Origin of the sequence: Haloarcula sp. NS06 (genome assembly GCF_051122755.1) — an archaeon.
Lineage (GTDB): Archaea > Halobacteriota > Halobacteria > Halobacteriales > Haloarculaceae > Haloarcula.
This window is the reverse complement of sequence record NZ_CP184846.1, coordinates 103,571-128,643: the sequence shown is the minus strand read 5'-3', so window position 1 is coordinate 128,643 and position 25,073 is coordinate 103,571. Positions and strand designations below refer to the sequence as shown.

General features: G+C 58.1%; 19 protein-coding genes and 1 pseudogene. 11 read left to right on the top strand and 9 right to left on the bottom strand.

The window, feature by feature from the left end; genetic code table 11:
* Positions 1 to 2 precede the first annotated feature (2 nt).
* Genes ACODNH_RS22285 through ACODNH_RS22275 form a run of 3 tightly spaced genes read right to left on the bottom strand, consistent with a single transcriptional unit; the run spans position 3 to position 3,315 of the window.
* Complete coding sequence (locus tag ACODNH_RS22285; RefSeq protein ID WP_434531875.1) at positions 3 to 1,361, bottom strand: ABC transporter substrate-binding protein; 1,359 nt, start codon at positions 1,359 to 1,361, stop codon at positions 3 to 5.
* Between the two features lie 48 nt (positions 1,362 to 1,409).
* A complete protein-coding gene (locus tag ACODNH_RS22280; RefSeq protein WP_306711064.1) occupies positions 1,410 to 2,216 on the bottom strand; it encodes a creatininase family protein in 807 nt (268 codons plus the stop codon).
* Position 2,217: 1 nt separating this feature from the next.
* Complete coding sequence (locus tag ACODNH_RS22275) at positions 2,218 to 3,315, bottom strand: ABC transporter ATP-binding protein (protein ID WP_434531874.1); 1,098 nt, start codon at positions 3,313 to 3,315, stop codon at positions 2,218 to 2,220.
* 527 nt (positions 3,316 to 3,842) lie between these two features.
* Here ACODNH_RS22275 and ACODNH_RS22270 point away from each other — a divergent pair.
* From ACODNH_RS22270 to ACODNH_RS22260, 3 genes are all read left to right on the top strand, one after another.
* Positions 3,843 to 4,625, top strand: a complete 783-nt coding sequence (locus ACODNH_RS22270; RefSeq protein WP_434531873.1) for an IclR family transcriptional regulator — start codon at positions 3,843 to 3,845, stop codon at positions 4,623 to 4,625.
* 546 nt (positions 4,626 to 5,171) lie between these two features.
* Positions 5,172 to 6,410 carry an MFS transporter gene (locus ACODNH_RS22265; protein WP_434531872.1) on the top strand — a complete coding sequence of 413 codons (1,239 nt, stop codon included), beginning with the start codon at positions 5,172 to 5,174 and terminating at the stop codon, positions 6,408 to 6,410.
* 102 nt (positions 6,411 to 6,512) lie between these two features.
* A complete protein-coding gene (locus ACODNH_RS22260; protein WP_434531871.1) occupies positions 6,513 to 7,613 on the top strand; it encodes a carbon-nitrogen hydrolase family protein in 1,101 nt (366 codons plus the stop codon).
* A gap of 51 nt (positions 7,614 to 7,664) precedes the next feature.
* Here the strand turns inward: ACODNH_RS22260 and ACODNH_RS22255 are convergent, their stop codons facing one another.
* Positions 7,665 to 7,832, bottom strand: a complete 168-nt coding sequence (locus ACODNH_RS22255; RefSeq protein WP_434531870.1) for a hypothetical protein — start codon at positions 7,830 to 7,832, stop codon at positions 7,665 to 7,667.
* Positions 7,833 to 8,239: 407 nt separating this feature from the next.
* Between ACODNH_RS22255 and ACODNH_RS22250 the strand changes: the two genes are divergently transcribed.
* A complete protein-coding gene (locus ACODNH_RS22250; RefSeq protein ID WP_306711078.1) occupies positions 8,240 to 8,893 on the top strand; it encodes a helix-turn-helix domain-containing protein in 654 nt (217 codons plus the stop codon).
* Positions 8,894 to 9,066: 173 nt separating this feature from the next.
* Here ACODNH_RS22250 and ACODNH_RS22245 read toward each other — a convergent pair whose 3' ends face one another.
* Positions 9,067 to 9,342 (bottom strand): hypothetical protein, encoded by a 276-nt coding sequence (locus ACODNH_RS22245; RefSeq protein WP_306711080.1) that lies wholly within the window; start codon positions 9,340 to 9,342, stop codon positions 9,067 to 9,069.
* Between the two features lie 128 nt (positions 9,343 to 9,470).
* On the opposite strand from ACODNH_RS22245, the gene ACODNH_RS22240 reads away from it, so the two are divergent.
* Positions 9,471 to 9,962, top strand: coding sequence for a dihydrofolate reductase (locus tag ACODNH_RS22240; RefSeq protein ID WP_306711081.1), 492 nt, complete (start codon positions 9,471 to 9,473; stop codon positions 9,960 to 9,962).
* A 243-nt stretch (positions 9,963 to 10,205) separates the two neighbouring features.
* Entirely contained in the window at positions 10,206 to 11,582 is a 1,377-nt protein-coding gene (locus ACODNH_RS22235; protein ID WP_434531869.1) for an aminomethyl transferase family protein, read from the top strand.
* Between the two features lie 317 nt (positions 11,583 to 11,899).
* Here the strand turns inward: ACODNH_RS22235 and ACODNH_RS22230 are convergent, their stop codons facing one another.
* The 3 genes from ACODNH_RS22230 to ACODNH_RS22220 all read right to left on the bottom strand — a co-directional run bounded on the left by ACODNH_RS22230 (position 11,900) and on the right by ACODNH_RS22220 (position 15,136).
* On the bottom strand, positions 11,900 to 12,760 hold the full coding sequence (locus tag ACODNH_RS22230) for a methylenetetrahydrofolate reductase (protein WP_306711085.1): 861 nt from the start codon (positions 12,758 to 12,760) through the stop codon (positions 11,900 to 11,902).
* Positions 12,761 to 12,838: 78 nt separating this feature from the next.
* Positions 12,839 to 14,041 carry a hypothetical protein gene (locus tag ACODNH_RS22225; RefSeq protein ID WP_434531868.1) on the bottom strand — a complete coding sequence of 401 codons (1,203 nt, stop codon included), beginning with the start codon at positions 14,039 to 14,041 and terminating at the stop codon, positions 12,839 to 12,841.
* A gap of 138 nt (positions 14,042 to 14,179) precedes the next feature.
* A complete protein-coding gene (locus ACODNH_RS22220; protein ID WP_434531867.1) occupies positions 14,180 to 15,136 on the bottom strand; it encodes a succinylglutamate desuccinylase/aspartoacylase family protein in 957 nt (318 codons plus the stop codon).
* 369 nt (positions 15,137 to 15,505) lie between these two features.
* Here ACODNH_RS22220 and ACODNH_RS22215 point away from each other — a divergent pair.
* The 4 genes and pseudogenes from ACODNH_RS22215 to ACODNH_RS22200 all read left to right on the top strand — a co-directional run bounded on the left by ACODNH_RS22215 (position 15,506) and on the right by ACODNH_RS22200 (position 22,697).
* Positions 15,506 to 18,075 (top strand): annotated as a pseudogene (locus ACODNH_RS22215) (GcvT family protein).
* Positions 18,076 to 18,290: 215 nt separating this feature from the next.
* A complete protein-coding gene (locus ACODNH_RS22210) occupies positions 18,291 to 20,843 on the top strand; it encodes a GcvT family protein (RefSeq protein WP_434531866.1) in 2,553 nt (850 codons plus the stop codon).
* 56 nt (positions 20,844 to 20,899) lie between these two features.
* Positions 20,900 to 22,162: a threonine ammonia-lyase gene (ilvA, locus tag ACODNH_RS22205; protein ID WP_434531865.1), complete on the top strand. Its 1,263-nt coding sequence runs from the start codon at positions 20,900 to 20,902 to the stop codon at positions 22,160 to 22,162.
* A gap of 91 nt (positions 22,163 to 22,253) precedes the next feature.
* A complete protein-coding gene (locus ACODNH_RS22200) occupies positions 22,254 to 22,697 on the top strand; it encodes a universal stress protein (protein WP_306711097.1) in 444 nt (147 codons plus the stop codon).
* Between the two features lie 6 nt (positions 22,698 to 22,703).
* Here the strand turns inward: ACODNH_RS22200 and ACODNH_RS22195 are convergent, their stop codons facing one another.
* Positions 22,704 to 22,865: a hypothetical protein gene (locus ACODNH_RS22195; protein ID WP_154020974.1), complete on the bottom strand. Its 162-nt coding sequence runs from the start codon at positions 22,863 to 22,865 to the stop codon at positions 22,704 to 22,706.
* Positions 22,866 to 23,280: 415 nt separating this feature from the next.
* On the opposite strand from ACODNH_RS22195, the gene ACODNH_RS22190 reads away from it, so the two are divergent.
* Positions 23,281 to 25,041: a BCCT family transporter gene (locus ACODNH_RS22190; protein WP_306711100.1), complete on the top strand. Its 1,761-nt coding sequence runs from the start codon at positions 23,281 to 23,283 to the stop codon at positions 25,039 to 25,041.
* Positions 25,042 to 25,073: the final 32 nt, after the last annotated feature.

Genomic DNA, 25,073 nt, shown 5'->3' with positions numbered 1-25,073 from the left:
TGTCACTCCATGGCATCTTCGAGATCACTCTGGGCATCGTTGAGCGCTTTCTGCGGCGACTTCCGGTCCGCCAGCGCTTCCTGAATCGCTTGGACCATCCGGTCGTTGAACTCGCTGAAGTTACCGAGCTTCGGTCGGGCGCGAGCATACTGCCCCGCCTCGACGAAGGGTCCCCAGTTCTCCGAACCTGAGAAGTACGAGCGCTCACCGACGGCTTCGACGACGGGGAGGAACCCTTTCTGCTTCGAGTACTGGAACCGCCGCTCCTCATCGAAGTAGAACCGAATCAGGTCCCGGGCGAGGTCCTTGTTCTCGCTCTGGCTCAGGATGGCGAGCGTGTCGATGGTGAACAGGCTGTACCGGCCTTCTGGGCCACGCGGCACCTGCACGATACCGTAGTCGAAGTCGGCTTCCCCGTTTTCTTTCGCGGATTCGATGTTGAGTCCCGTGTACACGTGCCCGATGACCATCCCGAGGTCCCCGTTCTCGAACAGCTGTCGGATGTCCTGCCGCGTCGAGGAGAGCGGTGAGGACTGTGTGACGTTGTGTTCGAGGTGGAGGTCGGTGTACAACGAGAGGGCGTCGACAGCGCCGCTTGAGTTCACGACTGGCATTCCTTCGTCGTCGACAAGGTCCGCGCCGTGTGACCAGTGGTAGTGGTAGTACTGCGACCCAGTCTCGATTGCGTCGGCCCCTGCAAGGCCCAGTGCTGGGACGCTCGCATCACTGTCGCGGATCTGCGTTGCGGCATCCAGCATATCCTGCCACGAGTCGAGCGACGGGTCTTCGGGGTCGAGCCCCGCCGTCTCGAAGACGTCTTTGTTGTAGTACAGGCACTTGTTCGAGGCGGCCCACGGCACGCCGTAGTGGGAGCCGTTGTACATCGTTCCATCGGCCACGCCGTCGTAGAACTGTTCACCGAACTCCCCGTCCATCATGTCATCGAGCGGTTCGAGTGCCTCTTTACCCACGAGCTGGGGGATCCAGCGCGCAGGCCACCGACTGACATCGGGTGCTTCCCCACCGTCGACACGGTTGTTCACAGTTTGCCGGGCGTTGTCCCACGTAACGCTGGTGAACTCGACGTCGAGGTCATGCTCGTCCTCGAAGGCTGTGTTATTCTCCTCGAAGAATTGCTTGATGTTGTCCCCGACACCCATCGTGAGGAACTGCACGCTCTGCGTACCGCCGTCGCCGCCATCACCGCCGCTCTCACTGTCGCCGTCACCACCGTCACTACCGCTCCCACCGTCGCCGCTGCACCCGGCGATAGCGATGGCGCCGCCTGCGCCGAGTGCTTGGAGAAGCCGTCGGCGGTCGATACTGTCGTCGATAGACCTGTCGTTGTTATCGGGCTGCATCGTTAATGTCACCTATTTCCATGTACATAATTCTTTGTATTGTGTCACTCACTGCTCAGCATTGTGCTCGTGAATCGCAGTCATGAGGGCCGCGAGTTCGTCGCCGATGACCGAGCGGATTCGTTTGCCTGTCTCTGCGCTCGCCTGCTTCGGCGTCCCGATGGCCCCGGACGTAGAATACTCGTCGAACGAGCGGTAGACAGAGACGTTGCCTCCGTCAAGCAAGTCTTGCCCGCCCCAGCCGTAATGTTCGTCCATCGGTTCGCCGTCGCGGACCTTTGGGTTGCCTACGAGGTCTGGTCGGAGCGCGAGCATGAGGGACGTTTCGAACTCACCGCCGTGCGCCATCCCCCCTGTCTCGGTCGTTCGGAATTCCTCGATTCTATCCGACGCCAAGTGGAAGTACGTCGTTCCCAGTACTTCGGCGTCAGTGTCGACGCCCACGGTACTCACGACGGCGTCAATGAGTGAACTGTTCCCGCCGTGGCCGTTGACGAACAGCACCGCATCGAATCCGTTCTGGATGCCAGCGTGTGCGATATCCTCAAGTGTCGCTCGCAAGTGTGCAAACTCGAGTGACAGGGTCCCACCGAACGACAGATGGTGTGGCGAGAACCCGCTCCAGACCGGCGGTGTCACGACGACAGGCACGTCGTCCAGACGCTCGATAGCAGTGTCGACCATCGCCTCAACGAGGAGCGTGTCGGTGATGACCGGGAGGTGATTCCCGTGCTGTTCGACGCTTCCAACGGGAATAACGAGGACAGAGCCCGACTGTTCACCGACATCTCGGATCTGACTCGCAGTCATCCCAGCCCATTCGTTGTCCTTCCGACCGATAGTATCGTACAACATATTACACTGATTCTGTCCGCTGTGGCTGATTCAGTTCCACTCGCTCGCCATCGGGACCAAACAGATGCATATCCTCTGTATGAAATCCGAGCTCGATTTTGTCGCCCCGTTCCGGGCGATACTCGCTATCGACCCGGGCTACGACTTCTTTCGACCCGCCCCCAGTCTCCAGATAGAGGAAGTTGTCAGACCCCATTGGTTCTACGACGTCGACAACTGTATCGATGTACTCGCCGGCGCCCTCGGCGACGAAATCTTCTGGACGAACGCCCAGCGTGTACTCTCCGTCCGGAATGTCGACGTTGAGCGTAAACTCGATATCTGACGAGTGGAACGTCGCGCGCCCGCCGCTATTCGTCACACTCACTTCGAAGAAGTTCATCGATGGCGATCCGATGAACCCCGCAACAAATTTGTTGTTGGGCTCATCGTAGCAGCGTTCCGGTGGCGCGACCTGCTGGAGTTCACCTTGATTGAGAATCACGATCCGATCCGCCATCGTCATCGCTTCCGTCTGGTCGTGTGTGACGTAAATCGTCGTCACGTCCAGCTCTTCTTGGATCCGCTGGATCTCCGTACGCATCTGTGTCCGGAGCTTGGCGTCAAGATTCGACAGCGGTTCGTCCATCAGAAACACATCTGGGTCGCGGACAATCGCCCGTCCAAGTGCGACACGCTGTTGCTGGCCTCCCGAGAGCTGCTTCGGCAGGTCGTCCATGAGGTCCGAAATCTCCAGTAGCTCGGCGGCCTCAGTTACCCGCTGCTCGATCTGATCATCGTACTCGCCTGACAGCCGAAGCCCGAAAGACATGTTATCGCGTACGGTCATGTGTGGGTACAGGGCGTAACTCTGGAACACCATCGCAATGTTCCGGTCCTGTGGACGAACGTCGTTGACTACGTTCTCCCCGATAGCAATCTCACCGTCGGTGACCGTTTCGAGGCCGGCAATCATCCGAAGTGTCGTCGACTTGCCACACCCCGAGGGTCCGACAACGACGACAAACTCCCCATCCTCGACGGCCAGAGAGAGGTCCTCAACTGCAAGGACGCTGTCGTCGTATACCTTGCTGACGTTTGATAGTGTAACTTCGCTCATACCGAGTAGAAGAAGCATCGCAATCATCATTAATAAATGTTGGTAGTATTGGCACATCACGCAGGCCACTCACATCGAAACCCGCGGAGCACCTGTGGCGCAACCTCCGATATGACTGCGTAGCCGACGGTTCTGAACCGAGGCTAAACGTCACACTGACACGTATGACCAAATCCTATGATACAGAATACAGAGTAGAGGCTCACTACTTCGTAAAAGCCGGATATCAGGGCGTTTCCTATCTCTTTCAATGAGATTGAAAGTCACTGGAGACGCTTGTACGGAATACACGACTGTCACAAACCGCCACTAGAGTGTCTGTAACTACTAAATCCGGCACTCGACATTACATCATAGGCCTTCATGTGGTATGTTGCCACTTTCCGTGAGTAGGGAGGGATACAAAAATAACACTCGTACTCTTGTTAGATTCTCCTCTCTCAGGGGAAAGCATCAGTTTTCAAGATGATTGGAAACATTTTGGTTCTCGACGGAATCTATTTTACCCTGGGAGAAAAAGCGCATTCATGCCTTCACAGAACAAAAAAACGATCAGCGCGGTTGAGACAACGCTGGACATTCTCGCCGCCCTCGGAAAACTTGAACCAATTGGCCTCTCCGATCTTGCGTCTCATCTCGATATCCCCACAAGCACTGTCTTCATCCACCTCAATACACTCGTCCAGCGGGACTACGTTGTCAAGGAATCCGGACAGTATCGTCGCTCGTTCCGCTTTCTGGAGCTCGGCGGCAGTGTTCGGCAAAGACTTGACATCGGCCGACTGCTTCGCAATAAGGTTGAAGAGCTCAGCAGAGAAACCGGCGAGATTGCTGGTGCTGGCATCGAGGAGAACGGCCAGCGGGTCATCCTCTACCGGAGCTCAGGCGGAAAGGCTGCAGGCGATGAAATTCCCATCGGGAATCACACAGAGATGCACTGGACATCGCTGGGCAAAGTAATTCTGGCGCATCTTCCGGTGGAAAAGCGAAACGAAATCGTTGCCAACCATGGGCTTCCGAAAGGGACTGATAACACGTTATCGTCCCGGTCTGATCTCGAAGCGGCGCTTGAGCGAATCCGTGACCAAGGCTATGCGATAGATGATGAGGAGCATCTCAGAGGCGTTCGAGGTGTTGCCGTTCCGATATTTAATGACGAACAGGAAGTCATGGTGTCGCTTGGTATTACTGGACCCAGAGATCGATTCACCTCTAGGTATATGGCAAATCTACTAGAGATACTTCGATATACGAAAAACGAAATCGAAGTTCGAAGCCAGTACTACGAATACAGTACTATAGACGGATAGACTGGGATATGATACTGTACCACAGATAGAAGAGGAAGCAGCATCAGTCTGGTGCAACTTCTGTCTCCGAACTTCGCTACATGGCTATTGGCCTCTGTCTGCTCCATGTCTAAATACCGGTTTTTGATTATTGTTCCAGTCGAAATACTGGAGGTAAAGACGAATTGAGATTAGATACCGACACAAATAGAAAGTTAATGTGAAATAAGAATGCACCAACTCTGGATTTATTACCTCTATCTAAATTTAGAAATGTATGTGCATATTTCGCATTGTTTGTACACTGGCGTCGTGTAGATTTTACACTCATAACAGACCACGGCTGGAAACTACTGTATTGGTTGATTCGGGTCATGTGGTTTCAATACGCCCTGTTATCTCATCTGTACATAGTGAGTCTCCGTTACTGCTCCACACAGCACAGTTCTTCCCGTGTGGTTCGGGAACCGCCTGCCACACGGTCGCTACCCGAAGTGACCGAGTTTTCCACTGCCAGTTCCGATACCAGCACTGTACTGCGATGACAAAACACGCCCTGCCGACAGAATGACACCACAGGCTACTGATTCCGACATTTCCGATACCACTGCTGAGTCATCTGTCCGAACGGCCAATTCGACGTGGTGGCTCGTGGTTGGTGCGAGCCTGATTTCGATGGGATTGGCCGCATACGAGATCGTCCCTGCAAGTGTCACACCACTTATTCAGGAATCACTGCGGGTCGGGCCGACAGCTGCCGGCCTCTTGGTCGGAGTCATGTTTGGGACCGCTGTTGTTGTCAGCCTCCCTGCCGGTGCTGTGCTGGATCGGACTGATTCGAGAACCGCGATGGCACTTGCAGTGGGCATATTACTCATCGCCGGGGTGTGGGGCTGGCGAGCCGGGCGGCGTGGTCAATTCCAATCAATCCTCGCCTCGCGTGCACTGGGCGGAGCCGCGTATGTCGTCGTTTGGAACGCCGGCATCGATATGGTGAGCCGGGCCGTCGACGGCTCTCACCGCGCGACAGCAGTCGGCATCTTCACCGCGAGCGGGCCGGTCGGCTTCGCACTTGGACAGGGATCAGGTCCGCTCATCGCTGAGCGGTTCGGCTGGCCGGCTGTCTTTCTGGCCTTTATCGGCCCTGCAATCGTGGGGCTGGCCGTTTTCTGGCCAGCGAGCCGCGGGCACGGCGGGAGCCACGGCGATGCCCCGTCCCTGCGGGAATTCGGAGCAGTGCTCCGGAGCCCAAGCGTCTGGCTCGTCGGTGTTCTCGGCTTTCTCGGCTACGCGCTGTACCTGTTCGTGAACAGCTGGGGCTCGTCGTACCTCACGCAGGGACTGGACTTCTCTCTGACCGTGAGCGGGCTTGTTGTTGCCGTATTCCCTGCCGTTGGTGTACTCTCTCGAATCAGCGGCGGCCTCATCTCGGACCGGGTCTCCGACGGCAGACGGCGACCGATCGTGCTGTGGTCGTTCGGTCTTGCCGCTCCGCTTCTCTTCGGGTTTACACAGTTTCGCTCGCTGCCACTGCTTGTTGCTGTCCTCCTGCTGATCGGGTTTGCGGTCCAACTGACGCTTGGCCTCTCATTTACGTACGTCCGAGAACTCGTCGACCCGCGCGTCGCTGCAACGGCGGTCGCATTCCAGACCAGTATCGGCCTCGCGGGGGCGTTTGTTGCACCGATTGCCGGCGGAGCCGTGGTGAACAGAGCTGGATTCGAGCCGGCGTTTTTACTGGCTGGCGTGGTCGCTGTCGCCGGTACTATCATTGCCTGGCAAGCCCCAGAGCCCGGACGCCAGTAGGATAGGACGCGCTCAACCCGGTCTCTCACGACACAGTTCAAAGATCGCGTCCCATGGATATCGGCCCAACTGACTTGCTGCTGGCCTGTGTGCTGCAAACGAATGCCAGCCGAATCGTTCACACTCGCGGCCGCACAGGTAGAGCCAGTCTATCACGACAAGGAAGGAACGCTGGACAAGACATGCCGGTATATCGAGCAGGCCGGCCGGGACGGTGCGGACATCGTCGTCTTCCCGGAGACGTACTTCCCGGGGTACCCATACTGGCGGGGCAGTGTGTCTATCTCCAGATGGACTGACCTGATGGTGGACCTCCAGAAGAACAGCCTCCATGTCGACGACGAGGCTACCGAGATACTCGGCGAGGCAGTCGCGGAAGCCGACCTCACACTCGTACTGGGGACGAACGAAGTCAGTGACCGGCAGGGGAGCGAGACGCTCTACAATTCGCTGTTTTACTTCGACAGTACCGGGGAGCTGATGGGCCGCCACCGGAAATTAATGCCGACCCATGAGGAGCGTGCCATCTGGGGCCGTGGCGACCCATCAAGCCTGGCCACCTACGAAACGGATGTCGGTCAACTCGGCGGGCTCATCTGCTATGAGAACCATATGACGCTCTCGAAGGCGGCGCTGACCGCAATGGGTGAGGAAATACACGCTGCCGTCTGGCCCGGCTTCTGGGAACAGCACGGTCATCCGGGGGACAAGACCCGCGCGGAGACGAGTGAGGCTGTGGATACCTGTGACATCTATCCCGCGATGCGTGAGTACGCCTTCGAAACCCAGTCGTTCGTCGCCGCGTGCTCGGCGTACATGAGCGAGGCTGTGCCGGATGGGTTCTCGGAGGACGAACTCGGGTTCAACGTCGCCGCGGGCGGGAGTATGCTCATCAACCCGGCCGGGATCGTCAAAGCCGGACCGCTGGTTGGTGAGGAGGGTCTCCTGACCGCCGAGTTCCGAGACGACGAACGGCGGGCGACGAAGGCGTACTTCGATTCGATGGGTCACTACACACGGTGGGACGCAGTCAACTTGTCCATCAGTGACGAAACGTTAGCGCCGTCACAGCCTCAGGAATCCAGTATGGGTGCGGTCGCTGCAAACGGTTCACTTCCGGCAGCACAGGCACAGGAAATAGCCGATGAATACGACGTTCCTGTCGAGGCTGTCGAAGCGGTTGCTGACGAATTGGTAGGCTAAACGGACGTGCTAGTCTATTCCTGAACAGGCTGCAAAACGATGGTCGGCGTATTACTTGTTGTAACTGTCGGGAATCAACACGACACCGTGGAAGTCGAACAGGTCGGACACGACCGACTCAAAACGACCGAAGTTCGGTGGAAGGGCGACTGCCGGCAGATAGAAGTCGTTGTTTGAGAACTTGCTTTCCTCGGTGGATTGGATTTGTGTCTTGCTCATATCAATACATAATACTGGGTATAGCTTTCTAAGCTCACTAGGGGATAATTACGGGTGTTTATTACACCCAATTATAAATGATTGTTGATGCATGTCTGGGTATATACGTGTGCTGTGCAACGAATTTAGTGGATTCATGATACACAGTTTCAAAGTTGTTCTATATTTCTTCGGTGTTTTGACTGTGACCACCATGCTGGTCTCATTAGTGAGAATACGATCTGCTATGAGTGATGTGAGCTATTTCCGCCGGCAGTCATCTTTTTATTTTTGCCCTCGTGTGTGCACCTGTGCATGTAAACATTGACGTAGAGAACCTGCGTATATACAGTAATTCACATATGATGGCGCCCAGTTGTCGGACTGGTATTCGTCTCTGACTTCGATAGCAGTCTTCGCACCATAAAATGTCAATAACGACTAAAATACATATCGAACACGAACGCCTCGCGCTGGTTCCAACCTTACAGAACCTCGAAGACGTAGCGATTCGTGTCATCACGCAGGGGAACACCGATCCGGGGTCCACCGTATTTCCATTCCTCATTGAGTATCCCGACAGGGACCGACTCGAAGAGATGCTTGATGCTGACCCGACAGTCCAGAGCTACGAACTTGTCGACTGGACCGACCAGACCGGCATATACTATATCGAACACACCCCACAAACGAAACTCATCAGCTCTGTCGTTACTGATGTCAACGGATTTCTCGTCCATACAGAGACAAAGAGCAACGGCTGGCTCGTCCGACTGTTGCTCCCTGACCGCGAGGCACTCAATACGATCTGGGAGTATGCAAACGAGAACGACATTTCTCTCGATATCATCGAAATATACGGAAATACGGACACCGGCGGTGAGTCGTCATACGGGTTGACCGACGAACAACTGACTGCGCTAATAACTGCATATGAACACGGCTATTTCGGAGAACCAAGGGATATCTCTCTGAACGAAGTTGCCGACGAAATTGGCCTGTCCTCAACAGCGATGAGCGGCAGACTCCGTCGTGGAATGCGGAACCTCATTGCGGCAACAATAATTGATAGAGAGAAGTAAGCTCACAGATCCATTATTGGGGGCGCCCGCGGCCGCTCCCATTCGATTTGTTGAATTAAAATCCACGCCTGTGATACCGAACCCTATTTGAATTTAAATTCTACAGTATGTGTACAAAACCCTCAAAAATAGATGTATCAGAACGGATATGAGATCTACATTCCCGCAATACTCTACTCGGATCGCCCGTTCGAATCTTTTTGACGGTAGACTGGCCGTAGTGCTGTCGCGTCTTTGTTATAGCCTAACCACACGCTCAGTGCTGTCGCAACGAAGACAAGATACACGGGGAACAGAAGAACGAGTGTGTATCCAGCAAAGACCGGAGTCAGGACATCTAGCCAGTACAGTGTCGCGATTCCGGCGAGTCCACCGACAGCACTCGCAATGATCCCTAGACGAAACGCCTGAGCGGCGGCGGGACCGGGCGACAGGTGAATCGTATCCATACGGCATTTTATATGGCTGAACACCATAAGTCGCGCGCGAGACACGCTATCAAAGTCCGGGGTGGCTCTGGCGTTGCGAAGTCGTGCTGGGACGGATTTATTACCAGTAACCCGACAAAGGGGTACGTATGAAACTCTCACTGATCGCCGCCGTCGCGGCTAACGGTGTGATCGGTGCCGCCGGCGACATCCCGTGGCAGTATCCCGAGGATCTGACACATTTCAAACAGACAACTGTCGGCCATCCGGTGATTATGGGGCGGCGGACCTTCGAGAGTATTCGGCGTGGTCTTGATGGCCCGCTGCCGGAGCGGCTGAACATTGTTTTGACCACGGCGCCGCAGCAACTTCCAGACAGTGTCACGGCCGTTACCTCGACGACGGCGGCATTGGCCGAAGCGGCCGATAGTGACGCATCTACGGCGTATGTTATTGGCGGGGCGACAGTGTACGAGCAGTTTCTCCCACAGGCCGACGAACTCATTCTGACCGAACTAACAGCAGCTTTCGACGGCGATACGGTCTTTCCGACAGTCGACTGGTCGCACTGGACTGAGACGGAACGAACGACTCATAGCGAATTTGCTATTGTGAGATACACTCGAACCAGCAGCGACTAGGATTGATATCTGTCCGAACAGTCACAGCAACTGCCCGGTTGTGTTCTGTGTCGGTCCGTTCTCACACTACAACCCTCGGCATCTGCTGAGTAACACGACACGGCTCTGGTGGAATACTCCTGCTCACGGGCTGTTGGAAAACGCTCCTGTCCGTCTTTGCTACCCACAAAAGCTACCCGTACATAAACCCCAGAAGCAAGTAACAATATCTTTTATTAGCATTTCATATGTTCTTTCAGAGGCATGACCGGTAACGAGGAACATCCTAACTATCCCAGTGTCGACCAGTCAGACCGGACCGTCCCCCGTAACCTCCGCCAGACTGGTGACCCCAACATCGAGATGTTGGTGTCGACGCGCGTTCGAAAGTCCCCGTTCTTCCACAAGTCCTTCAATGAGGAGGGCGCCTGGCGGGCGACCGTCTACAACCGCCTCTATCACCCGCGTGGCCTCATCGAACCCGAGGACGGTGGGGTGATGAAAGAGTACGACGCACTGACCAACACTGTCACCCTCTGGGATGTCGCCGTAGAGCGTCAGATCCGGGTCAAGGGACCCGACGCCGAGGCGCTGACGAACTATGTCGTCACCCGTGATGTGACAGGCATGGACGCCATGGACGGAAAGTACGTCATCCTGTGTAACGAAGATGGCGGCATCCTGAACGACCCAGTGTTGCTCCGCCCCGAGGAAGACGAGTTCTGGTTCTCGATCTCGGACTCGACGCTGATGCAGTGGTTACAGGGTGTCAACGTCGACAACGACTTTGATGTTGAAATCGACGAGATCGACGTGGCGCCGATGCAGATTCAGGGCCCGCGCTCCGAGGACGTGATGATTGATGTCGTCGGCGACAAGGTCAGTGACGTGCCGTACTACGGCTTGATGGACGCCGAAATCGACGGTTGTGACGTGTTGATTAGCCAGACTGGCTTCTCGGGCGAGAAAGGCTTCGAAATCTACGTCAAAGACGCAATGGAAAACGCCGAGCGCGTCTGGGACCCTGTCATGGAGTCTGTCAAGGACCACGGCGGCCGCCAGATCGCACCTGGCCATCACCGCCGTATCGCCGCCGGCATCATGTCCTGGGGACAGGACATGGACCACGAAACGTCCCCGTTCCAGGTCAACCTCGGCTACCACGTCCCCGACGACAAAGAAGCCAACTACATCGGCAGAGAGGCGCTCGAAGCACAGAAAGAACAGATCGAGAACGGCAACTATCCGTTCGAGCACAAACTCATCGGACTGAAGATTGCTGGCGAGCCAATCCGTGACTACGCCCCGGACTTCTGGCTCATCTCCGATCCGGATACCGGTGAGGAGTGTGGCTACCTCACGTCCCCGTGGTGGAATCCGGACTTAGAGACCAACATCGGGATGGGATTCGTCCCAGCCGAGAAGATTCAGGAAGTCAGCGATACGCCGCTCAACGACGAAATATACGACGAGGAACTGGATCTGGAGTTCCAGGTCCACCTCCCCGATGAGTACGCCGAGGAATCCGGCGAGCCGGTGTTTGCGACCGCCGCGAAGGTGCCATTCAAGGAGTCTGTCAATCCGAGCGCCCGCGAGCAAGCGAAGCTCAACGCCCGGAAAGAGGCCGAAAGCGACGACTAGCCCCCACTCCGTCTGTCCCAGCACCCTACTCGCTTATTTTCGCCTGACACCTTTTTATGATGCAGATCACAGCACTCCGTCCCCACCAACATTGTTGTAGCGCGACATCGCGCTCACATGCCGATTGTTACTGCCGCTCTGCAGCCGTACAGATGCGGCCATATAGATGCGGCGTGGCGAATATTAATTCAGTTTCCTGCTGGACTGCGTTGGGGATAGTCTGGTCATAGTGGGGTCTGCTGACAGTTTCGGCTCGCAAGGCTGTCGAAAACAGAGTGTAGCTGGCTGTCCCGGGTCTGGACAGTAGCCGGTCAGGTTCAGGCGTCGAGACGCTTGTGCCGCCACTGCTCTGTGTCGGGCGTCTGATTAAACGTGTAGATGTGGACGCCGCGGATATTGTACTCGTCGTCTCCAACGTAGGGCGCGAGCCCATCGATGAGTTCGTCGGGTTCGTAGGTCCCGCGGGAGCCGACCAGTTGCTTGACGAACCCAAGAATGCCCGTGGTCTTCCTGAGGAACTTTATCGAATCACCGACGCCGACTTTCTGTGAGATTTGCATCAACCGCTGGTAGTTCATCACGCCCGGGATGCCCACTTCGACTGGGAGTTCGATACCGCGAGCACGGATGTCTTCGACCCACTCCAGCACGGCATCCGGGTCGTAACAGAGTTGTGTAACGATATACGTCGCGTACGGTGCTTTCTGTGCCATCGACTCCGCCAGCGTTTCGTCGTTGATGAAGTCGTGGCCCTCGGGGTAGCCCGTGATGCCTACCTCCTCGAAGGAGTACTGGGTCTCTTCGAGCGCTTCGAGCATGTCGAGCGCTGACTCGTACTCACCGGCCGGTTCCTCGCGGTCGCCACCGGGAACGAAGATGTCCGTGATGCCCGCCTGTTCCAGTCGCTCGGCTATCGATTCGAGTTGGTCCCTGTCTTCCACGTAGCGGGCCGCGATATGTGGCACAACGTCGTACCCCATTTCGGCGGCTTCCGCCGTCTTTTCGACGGTCTTCTCGATGCCGAGCTGGGGCGAAGTCGTGATTGCGATAGTCGCATTGTCGGGGAGGTGGGTAATCTCCTCGTCGAAGCTCTCGAACGGCATCAGTTCAAACCGGGCGCTCGTCAGTAGCGTCCGGACACCCTGACTGTCTGAGACCGTGCGTGTTCCGAGGGCCATGAGTTGCCAGAGCTAGGACGCACCCGTACTTTTCTCTGTGGGTGGGGCATCGAACCCATTTATAAGGACTCACTCCTATCACGCGCTATGAGGCGTACACTGCCGGATTCGACTGGCCACAGTCCCGTAGGAGACAGCATGGTCCGGTTCATCTGCGAGCCGGCAGAGGACGAGATCTAACAGATTGAGTTGCTCCAGCAGATCTCGGGTCTGGCCACGCTCGAGACGCAGACATCGCTGCACCTCGTACACCGTGTCAGAATCGACGACGGCATCCGCGACGTCTTGTAGTTGGACAGCAGCCGGGAGTCCAATCCCGTCAGTGACCAGTTGCTCGTCCGGAAGTTCTCTGACCGACTCTCTGGCAGAATCCGACGACTCGGCTGAGACAGGCTCCGCGACACTGATTTGATCGTCCTCATCTATCGCTGCAGACTGGGCAGCGTCCTCATCCGCGGTCCCTGATTTAGCCGACGGGTCTTCCTCGTCATCACTGGACGTATCGTACGTGTTCGGGACGTGGATATCCGCTTCTATCATATATCGGCGGACCGTCTCAGAAGAGACGTCCATCTGTATCTGCTCAGCGATTGCTCTGAAGTTGTCACACTCATCGTACAGCGCTTGCAGGTAGTCGGTGTCCTCGTACGGTGGCACGGAGTCGTCGCGGACGGCGGCGAATAGGTCGGATTCAGAGTCGGTCTCGCGATCAGACTGCGTATCCGCCGTAGACGCGGCATCTGACTGTGGGCTTTTCTGTGAACTGTCGCTTCCGTCACTGATAGACTCCGAATCCGAGACAGCCGACCCGTCGGGCAAGGCATCGTCACCCTCAATGGTAGCGGCCGAACGCGTTTCGGTGACGGTTGCTGCGCCGCGGGCGTCAGCCTGTTCCGGTCCACAGTCGGCGCTGGCCGCCTCGTCTGTCGCGCCTGTGGCGTCGATTGTCAGGTCTACCGTCAGGAGCAAGTCGTCGTCGGTGACTGTCGCCGAGGCATCGTCTACCGACAGTGAGGAACCGGTAGCTGACGGGAGTTCGGTGGCTGACGGCGAGAATGTGACTTCGAGGTCACCACTGTCGTTCAGCCTCGCCGTCTCCGGCGTAAGTCCCGCATCAGCGCCGCCGCCGGACCGCAACGAGACCGGCATCGCCAGCGTCACATCAAGGACCGCATCACCGGTGTCGGCCGGCGATGCTTCGACGGTCTCGATTGACCGACCGCGGGATTCGTACGCATCGATGACCTCCGCGAGCGCCATGAAAGCGGTGTGAAGTCCCATGTCATTGAGTGACTATGACACGTTGTGGTGTAGAGATAGGTGTGGAATACCGAACCCATTTATAAACCACCCCAAAACTGCGGCTAGCAACGAACGTCTGAAACAGTGCTCGTGGACGATTCTTTGGACTAGTGCCAGTTATCGCGGTATCGCAATACCCGCGAGTCGCTCCCCTTTCACGACAACAGACTCCCTGGCAAGCGAGAATATCACTCCCCGTTCTGTCGCTGAGACGATCTGTTGTTGCTCGAACGAGGCGGGCTCGTAGACGGTGCCCAGTCGCTCCCCGGCGTCGACAGTGTCGCCGACAGCGATGTCCGGTCGGCACTCAAACAACCCCGATTCCGATGCGGTGACTGGCTCCGCATCGTTTCGGAGCACCGTCTGCACAGCCTGTGGTTCCGGCTCCGCTGGGAGGACTGCCCGCTCGCGCAGGAGATTCTGTATCCCGTCGACACCAGCTGCAACCGCATCCTGTGCTATCCGACGACTGTTCGACAGTTCTGCAGTGATGACCGGAATCCCGGCTTCCGCAGCCGCAGCGCGGAACGTCCCACCCGACCCGTCGTCGCCGGCGTCCTCGTGACCGTCGGTGAGTCTGTAGGAAGTGCCGAACGCTTCGGCGAGGCGCTGGGCGGCTGCGTCGCCCGCCCGGCACCGAACGTGTTCCAGCATATCTGCCGTGCCGGTGTGGAGATCGACTGCTGCGTCGGCATCTTTCACGAGTTCCCACAGCCGAGCGGCAAACTGTTCCTGTAGGCTTCCGGACTCGTCGCCCGGCCACACACGGTTCAGGTTCGGATTCATTACGTCGTACTCGCCAGGAGTCATGTAGGACCGGTGATCGAACGCGAGTTGGTTCACTACCGGGACGACGAGTACCGTCCCAGCGATGGCCGCGCCGGTCAGGCGGTCGTGCAGTCGACGTAACGCGGCTGGGCCGTTGAGTTCGATGCCGTGTTGCGCCGCCTGAATGTACACTGTCGGCCCGGGGCCGCCGACGTACTGGTGGACAGTCACAGACACGTCTCGACCCGACGGCAACCGTCCAAGCCGTCGGTCAGTCGTCGTATGCGTGACGGCCGTGTAGTCCATATCACTGCCTGATGGCGTGCAAACAAAAAACGCTGGGAGGAGGAGCGCCACTGTGCCGCATGGAGTGATACTGTGATACTCCCCCGGAACAGAAGCACCCCAATACAGCGGTCCTCAATGGTGTGAGAGCATCATGTGGAAAATATTGTGTGGTCACTGTTAACATATAAGTCGACAGTACAATCTGATAGTTGGGAGCAATTAGAAGCTTTTGAACAGAAGTGACAACCACCATAGGGGAACCAAATTTATTAACAATGGTACTCCTGTTATTCTGAAACACTACGTGATAAAACAATGTCAATTTGCAAAAGCGGTGGGTCAGGCGGTAACTATATTGCCACGCCATAGCACGTTCTACGCAGAGTTATGGAGCCTACCGATAGCCTGCCGACCCAGACCGATACCGTCATCGTCGGTGCTGGAATCGTCGGCTGTAACATCGCCTATCAGCTGACAGAGCTCGGCCGCGAGGACGTGGTCGTGGTTGATCAGGGGCCGATGCCGACCACGGGTGGATCGTCGACGCACGCCCCCGGAATCATGTTTCAGACCGCGGAACCGAAGGTCCTCAGCCAGTTTGCGGACTACAGCCGACGGCTGTACTCGGACCTCGAAGGCGCGGACGGACATCAGGCCTACAACGAAACAGGTGGCATCGAAGTCGCACGCAGCGAGGAGCGCATGGATTTCCTCCAGCGCCGCGTCGAGTATGCGAACGCCTGGGGCATCGAGGACCCGCAGTTACTCTCGCCCGAAGAAGTCACCGAGCACCTCCCGCTGGTCGACGCCGACCAGATCAAGGGCGGCTACTACTCCCCGACAGACGGGCAGGTCTCGGGTGTCGTCGCCTGCGATGCGCTGGCCAGGGAAGCGATGGATAGGGGTGCGAAGTTCGTCCCACACACGCGCACCGAGAACGTCGAGACAGAGGACGGCTCGGTACAGGCTGTCGTCACGGAGAACGGCAGTATCGAGTGCAACGAGGTGGTGGTAGCGACGAACATCTGGGCCCGCCAGCTCGGCGAGAAACTCGACGTGCACCTGCCCGTAACGCCGGTCGAGCACCAGTACACGATGACGGAGTCCCTCGATGAACTGGCCGACAGCGCGGTCGACATTACCGACCACCCGCTGTTCGAGAACTACGAGAACGTCTCCGGAGAGAAGGCGAAGCGACTTCTCGTTGGGCCGGACCGCCCGATTCTCCGTGACCAGGACAACGCGATGTACTACCGGAACCACGGGGATTCCTACGGTATCGGCTCGTACAACCACGACCCTATCGTGCCTGACCCGCAGGACCTCGGCGGGAACGACCCCGACGGGGAGCAGGGGTCCGTCCACGAGTTCACGGACTACCACATGAACAACGCGACCCATCCGGATCGGCCGGACAAGGCGCCGCGTCAGGCCAGCGATGAACTGCTCCCTGCGACGGCCGGCAAGGAGCTCGAACACAAGTACAACGGGATGTTCGCGGAGTCGCCGAACGGTCTCCCCGTGATGGGTCCCGTTCAAGAATACGACGGCCTCTGGACGGCGGCGGCCATCTGGGTCACGCACGCCGGCGGTGCCGGCAAAGCACTTGCCGAGTGGATGGAACACGGCGTTCCACGGCTTCCTAAGGGTCCGATCGACCTCGCGCATTGCGACGTGAACCGTTTCGACGAGCACGAGGGCAGCTGGGACTTCGCCCGGGATATCGGCGGCGAGGAGTACCGCATTGTCTATAATATCATGCACCCCAAGTGGGTCTGGACTGACACACAGCGGGACATTCGCCGAACCCCGATGTATCACACCCACAAGAAGTATGACGCCGAATTGTGGGCCGAGGCCGGCTGGGAGGAACCACACTGGTTCGACTCTAACGCCGATCTGCTGGCTGAGTACGGCGACCAGATCCCCGACCGCGAGGGCTGGGAGGCGAAGTACTGGTCGCCAATCGAGGGCGCCGAGGCGCTGAACGTTCGCAACAACGTCGGCCTCCACGACATGACCTCTTTCAACAAGATGGAGGTCATCGGGAGCGACGCCGGGGAGTTCGTCCAGTACCTCTGTACGAACGACATGGACATCGACGTGGGCGACGTGAAGTACACGCTGATGTGCAACGAAGGCGGTGGCGTCCGGGCGGACATCACGGTCACGCGAACCGGCGAGGACCGCTATCTCCTGCTGACGACGGGTCGCGAAGTCGGGAATAACCACGTCGCGTGGGTGCGCGAACAGTCCCCTGACGACGTGGTCGTCAACGACGTGACCTCCAGCCTCGCCGCGATGGTCTGTACCGGCCCGAACGCCCGGAAGGTTCTCTCGAAGGTCACCGACATCGACCTCTCCGACGACGCCTTCCCGTTCTTCACGAGCCAGCAGTTCTTCGTGAAGAACATCCCTGTGACTGCACTCCGCGTCTCCTATGCGGGTGAACTCGGCTGGGAGTTCTACACGCCCTCGGAGTACGGCGAGCGCCTCTGGGAGCATATCATGGAGGCCGGCGAGGAGTACGGCATTCGCCCGTACGGCAACGGCGCGCTGAACTCACTGCGAATCGAGAAAGGGTTCCGGCTCTGGGGAAGGACCTCCACACGGAGCACAACCCGTACGAGGCTGGCCTAGGGTGGGCTGTCGACCTCGAAACCGACTTCATCGGCAGGGAGGCAGTCGCTGCGGCCGCCGACGGCGACAACATCAACCACAAAGTCGCGTGCCTGACGCTCGACGACGAGGACGAAGTTGTGCTGGACAACAAGCCTGTTCTCGATGGCGACGAGACTATCGGTTATCTCCACAGCGCCGAGTACGGCTACACCGTCGGCGCTTGCGTCGCCTACACGTACCTCCCACCCGAGTACGCCGAACCGGGAACGAGCGTCGAAATCCTCTACGAGGGAGAGCGATACGACGCGACTGTCCGCGAGGAACCGCTCGTCTGAGAGCGGTCTGACCGGTCGCTGGTTCTATCGTAATTGTAACACGCTGTGGTTCAGTTCCGCATCGCCGTTTACTCTCCCTGCCCGACGAATAGCAGACGTTTCGGTACTGGACGAAATTCGTACTTTTGGCGCCTCTATATGATATTTTCTTTCCAGAGCGGTTCTCCTCACCGGTGTATTTAAGATTGTGACAGAAACAGTCCCAAACGAGATACATGAGCACAGAGACTCCCCCATCTCGGGCGGATACTGTCGTTATCGGTGCCGGGGCCGTCGGGTGTAGCGTCGCGTATCACCTGACGGAACTCGGCGCGGAGGACGTTGCCGTCATCGACCAGGGACCGCTCCCGGTCACTGGCGGCTCATCGGTCCACGCCCCTGGGATAATGTTCCAGACCTCGCCGTCGAAGATACAAACAAAGACAGCCTACTACACCAGTCGGCTCCTTTCGGACGCCGGCGTCTACGACGAGGTGGGTGGCATCGAAGTGGCCCGCAGCGAGGAGCGCATGGACTTCCTCCGTCGGCGTGTCGAGTGGGCGACTTCCTACGGACTGCCGGAACCACAGTTGCTCTCGCCTGAGGAGGTCACCGAGCACCTTCCGATGGTCGACGAAGACGAAATCCTCGGTGGCTACTACTCGCCGACCGACGGGCGCGTTGACGGTATCGGCGCGCTCCAGTGGTACATGGAGCACTCCTCGGCGTCTTTCTACGGAAACACGGAGGTCACGGATCTGGATGTTTCGGGGGGCGAGATCAACGCCGTCGAGACGGACCAGGGCGGAATCGACTGCGAGCGAGCGGTTATTGCGACGAACAACTGGGGCTACCAGACCGGCCAACTGGCCGGACTCGACCTCCCAATTGCCCCGGTCGAGCACCAGTACGTCGTCACGGAACCGATGGACGAACTCGCCGACACCGAATCCTCCGTCGGCGACAACACGACGGGGCTAGACGTTCCGGGGGATCGCTCTATCGCGGAGTACATGAGCGAAGGGCCACACCAGCCCGTCGGCCGCGACCAGGACCACTCGCTGTACTTCCGAACCCACGGCGATGCCTTCGGAATGGGGTCGTACAATCACGAGACGCTCTCGGTCGATCCCGAAGCGATGGGGAAGAACACCGAGGAACATCAGGCGTCAGTTAGAGGGTTCACGAAAGAACACTGGGATACGCCGACCCACCGCGGCCGGGACAAGTCCGCGAAACAGGCCTTCGACGAACTGCTACCGGCGACACAGGACGTGGAATACGAGGCCACCGAGAACGGTATCTTCGTCTTCACGCCCGACGGGATGCCGGCCGTCGGCGAGACGGCGCAGGTCGACGGCCTCTGGACGGGGCTGGCCATCTGGTGGACCCACTCCGGCGGCTACGGCCGCATCCTTGCCGAGTGGATGGAGAACGGCGTTCCCCGGTTGCCGTCCGGCCCGGTCGACACCGGCGGCATCCACGTCCGACGGTTCGAACCCCACGCGGGCGAGAAGGACTACTTTGTCGACCGCGGGGCCAAGCGCTACGAGCAGGTGTACAGCATTGTCGAGCCGCGGTGGCAGCCTAATGACCACCGCACGCTCCGGACGAGTCCATTCTACCACCAGCAGAAGGAACTCGGTGCGGAGTTCTACCAGAGCGGCGGCTGGGAGACACCACAGTGGTACGAGTCAAACGCCGACCTCGTTGAGAAGTACGACGACCGGATTCCTGACCAGGACGGCTGGCAGGGCGTCAATCGCTCGAAGATCGAGGCCGCGGAGCATCTCCACACCCGCGAGAATGTGTCGATGTTCGACATGACGACGTTCAGTTCGATTATGGTCGAAGGTGAGGGGAGCCAGTCGTTCCTCCAGCGGGTCTGTAGCAACGACATGGACCTCGATGTCGGCCAGGTACGGTACTCGCTGCTGCTGAACGAGGGTGGCGGCATCCTCGCCGATATCACTGTCGTCAAACTCGACGACGAGGAATTCATGGTGACGACCGGTGGCGGGAACTCTCCCGGTATCCACGGCGGCCACCTCGAAGACGAAGCGCCTGCGACGGTGTCGGTCCACGTTGAAGAAGGTGCAAAATCCACAATCGGCCTCTGGGGACCGAACGCGCGGCTCCTCCTCCAGCGATGTACAGACGCGGACGTGACAAACGAGGGCTTCCCGTACTTCAGCGCCAAGCAGATGTACGTTGGCGACGTGCCGGTCATCGCGCTGCGGGTCTCGTACGTCGGCGAGCTCGGGTGGGAGCTGTGGGCTCCGACGGAGTACGGCCAGCGACTTTGGGAGACGCTGCAGGACGCTGGAGAGGATCTCGGGGTTCGGCCGATGGGCGGCGGCGCGCTCAGTTCCATGCGACTCGAGAAGGGCTACCGACTCTGGGGGACGGACATCGATACGGACTCGAACCCTTTCGAGGCCGGCCTTCCCTTTGCCGTGGATATGGATACCGAGTTCATCGGCAAGGCGGCCCTAGAAACCGCACGCGAGGAAGGTATCGACAGCAAAATCACGCCGCTCACGCTCGACGACTCGACAGACATCATGCTAAGTGGGCGACCAGTGCTCAAAGACGGCGACGCGATTGGCTACGTGCAGGCCGGGAACTACGGCTACAGTCTTGGCGAGTCAATCGCGTACACGTACGTTCCAACTGAACACGCCGAAGCCGGCACGTCGGTTCAGATACAGTGCGAGGGCGAGATATACGACGCGACCGTGCGCGACGAGCCGCTGTTCGACCCGACCCGGGAGCGAATTATCAAATAACAGGACAGCGCAATGCCCCAACAACTTTGATAGCAGGCCCGAGACGATACCAACATATGACACAAACTGAATCGGACACGCTGCCCGTCACATACGCAGATATCGAACGAGCCCGCGAACGTCTGGACGACGACACAGTCGTAAAGAAAACACCAGTCGAACGGAGCTCGTCCCTTGGTGGGTTCGTTGACGCCGAGGTGTACCTGAAGATGGAGCACCTCCAATGGACAGGGTCGTTCAAAACCAGAGGTGCGTATAACAAAATCTCGCAGGATGTCGCCGATGGTGTGGAATCCTTTGTCGCCGCCAGCGCCGGGAATCACGCACAGGGCGTCGCCCTTGCCGCGACGAAATGCGGGGCAGAGTCGACGATTTTCATGCCGGAAAACGCACCACAGGCCAAGATCGACGCCACAAGGTCCTACGGCGGAAGCGTCGAACTGGTCGGCAACGACTTTCAGGAGACGATGTCCCACGCCAAAGCCGTCGTCGAGGAAACCGACGCTGAGTTCGTTCACGCCTACGACGATCTAGATATCATTGCCGGACAGGGGACTCTCGGTACGGAAATGTACCACGACTGCCCCGATGTCGACACGGTCATCGTCCCCATCGGCGGCGGTGGACTTATCAGCGGTGTCTCGACCGCAATCAAGCACCTCTCGCCCGAGACGCGCGTCGTCGGCGTTCAGGCGACCGGCGCGGAGACGGTGCACGAAAGCCTCGACAAGGGGATTCCGGTCGTGCTTGATGAAGTTGACACCATTGCCGACGGTATCGCCACCGGCGGTATCTCGGAGACGACACTTGACATCATCGAGGCAAACGTCGACGAGGTCGTGACTGTCTCGGATACCGATATCGCACAGGCGATTCTCCTGTTGATGGAACGAGCCAAACAGGTTGTGGAAGGTGCCGGGGCTGCCTCCGTGGCCGCCGTGCTGAGCGACGGCCTTGACGTGTCGGGTGAAACGGTGATGCCACTGCTCTGTGGCGGGAACCTCGACATGACACAAATGAGAGAGGTTCTCATCCATGCGCTCACGGAGCGCCAGCAACTCCTCCAACTCCGGGTTCGTATCGACGACCAGCCGGGTGTGATGGAGGAAATATCGGGCGTTATCGCCCGGCAAGGGGCCAATATCCACGACGTTCGGCACGAACGGTCTGTCGAGAATCTCGAAATCGGGGAGGCGTATCTCGTATTCAACGTCGAGACCAGCGGTGCCGAGCACGCACAGACCATCATCACAGCGATACGCGACGCGGGCTATCCCGTCGATAACGTTGCACGGGAAGCGAAAAGCAGCGCATTGTAAGCGGGAATCAGCGTTCAGACAGATGGACCGACTCCGCAAGCGGGGAAACCTATAACAGGTGTGTGGGGGAAGTACACATGAGTCAGGTACCATGTACGACCACATACTCGTCCCGTATGACGGCAGCGACGAGGCCCGGAAGGGGGCAGAGCACGGCATCGAACTCGCCGCTGCACTCGGTGCGACAGTCCATGCATTGTACGTCATCGATCTGCCGGGCACACCCCGTGCGCTTGCGCTCAGAGATGACGAGGAAGAGATGCGCGAGGAGTATCGGAACTACGGGGAGGAGGTACTGGCGAATCTCAGGACTATCGCTGAAGAACACGGTGTCGACTACGAAACGCACTTCAAAACGGGCGCGCCCAGCGAGGAGATCGTCGAGTTCGCCGAAGGCGAAGGTATGGACGCGATTGTTCTTGGCTCGGCGTTCCGCGGAAAACTCGGGAACCTGCTCGGTGGCACGACCGACAAGGTGGTCCGAACGTCAAGCATTCCAGTCATCAGCCAGCGGATGAGCGTCAACGATATTTGACCCATACTACGCGTCTATCAATCGCGTCTCGCGTATGTAGATCACAAGACTTGCGCTGAGGAAACTGAACCCTGCAAGCCGAAAGTCGCCAGCTGTCATCCCGATGAGACCGACGCCCATCAGCAGTGCTGCCACCGCGGCTGCCCCCGTTGCCAGAAGTCGTCCCATACTGGTCGTAGGTGGGATTCCGAAATAAATACGCGCCCACCATGCCGCGAGACAATCGAACGACTCATCGACGGCCAGTAAACCTCAATGTGCTAGATTGAATACGTATCTGTCAAACCACCGCAGTACAGCGCTTCAATCCGTAATATATTGCTGTCTAAGGTGAAGTTTTATTAGAGTTGCATTAGTGCATATGTATGAGACTGTGTAGCACATAAAGCACATCGACAATAACCCTACGGGCACGCTGTGCCCGCACAGGCGAGTATAGTGAGACAAACAGGATGCGAATGCTGCAGACGCCCTACGCCGGGATGTCGCTGGCATGACGGTGGCAACGGATCATGACAGAGCAGGACCGTAACTACGACAATGAGACACCACAGATCAGTACCGCGTTCGAGAGGGGTAACGTATGTCAGACAGTGACGACCAAACCGGCGAGATGTCGGACGGGCTTCAGGTAGAACTGTTCCACCCGGAGTCCGACCGCGAGCCCGGTGACACAAACATTCAGGCGGCTGGATTTGACATCCACCCGGTGGTATTCCCGGTGGCGCTGGCGATCATTGCGTTATTTGTCGCAGTAACGGTACTGCTGGGTGACACAGCAGCCTCCGCGTACACGTGGCTGTTCAACACTATCGGAGACACCTTCGGCTGGTTCTACCTGCTGGCGGTGAACGTGTTCATTATTACATTGCTGTACTTCGCGTTCAGCAAGTACGGCAATATCAAAATCGGTGGCGTGGAGGCAGAAAAGGAGTTCAGCGATTTCTCCTGGATGGCGATGCTGTTCAGCGCCGGCATGGGGATCGGACTCATGTTCTTCAGCGTCTCGGAACCGCTGTACTACTTCCAGAACCCGCCGAGTTTCTTCGGAGCGGAAGCCGGAACCGGTGCGGCAGCGTCCGCCGCGATGGCACAGACATTCTTCCACTGGGGCTTTCATCCGTGGGCGGTGTACGGCCTCGTGGGACTCGGCCTCGCGTTCTTTTCATTCAACCGCGGGCTCCCACTCACATTCCGGTCGATATTCTGGCCCCTGCTCGGTGAGCGGATTTACGGCTGGCCGGGCCACATTATCGATCTCGTGACAGTGTTCGCTACGCTGTTCGGGCTGTCAACCTCGCTGGGACTCGGTGTTGCACAGGTCAACACGGGCCTCTCTTACGTGGGGGGAGACATGCTCGGTGCGGTAAGTATCCCGACAGGGACCTTGCCGCAAGTCGTGCTCATCGCTGGTATCACGCTTATCGCGACGCTCTCGGTTGCGGCGGGGCTTGACGGCGGTGTCAAGCGGCTGAGCACGCTCAACCTCTACCTGATGTTCGCACTGCTTGGGTTCCTCGCTATCGTGGGCCCAACGGTGTACATCTTCAGTTCCTGGGTAGAAGGACTCGGCGCGTACTTCGGGAACATCCTCGCGCTCGGTTTCTTCACCGGCACGCTCAATGAGGCCTCAAACGGGACCGTCACTGCATGGACCGTGTTCTACTGGGGCTGGTGGATCGCGTGGTCGCCGTTCGTCGGGATGTTCATCGCACGCATTTCGAAGGGGCGGTCCGTCCGGGAGTTTGTCCTGGGCGTCCTGTTCCTTCCGTCGCTGTTCTCGACGCTCTGGCTGTCGGTGTTCGGCGGCAGCGCGATGTTCAATTCACTGATGGGGAACGGACAGGCGCTGGCGACGTATAACGAAGTCGGCCAGACCGTCGCGATGTTTGCCCTGCTGGAGCAGTTCCCGCTTGGCGTGATTAGCGGCCTGTTGGCAACGTTGCTGGTCATCACGTTCTTCGTCACGTCGTCCGACTCTGGGTCACTGGTCATCGACCACCTGACTTCGGGCGGGAAACACGACGTTCCGCGAACGCAGCGGATCTTCTGGGCACTCACTGAAGGGCTTGTCGCGTCGATCCTGCTCATCGGCGGCGGACTGACTGCGCTCCAGACGGCCGCAATCACCACGGGACTCCCGTTCGCAGCCATCCTGTGTCTGATGTGTTATACGGTGTATCTGGGGCTCGATAACGAGTACCAGATACTCGAGTCCGAGGAGTTCGCAGAGACAATTCAGGATCTCTCTGAACGGGATGACGTGGACGTCGTGACCTCTGGTGACGAGATGGTAACGGATATCTCCGACCCAGGAGACGACACTGCGACAGGCACTGACTGACGCGCTCTTGTTTTGCCGTTTTCGTACGCGAC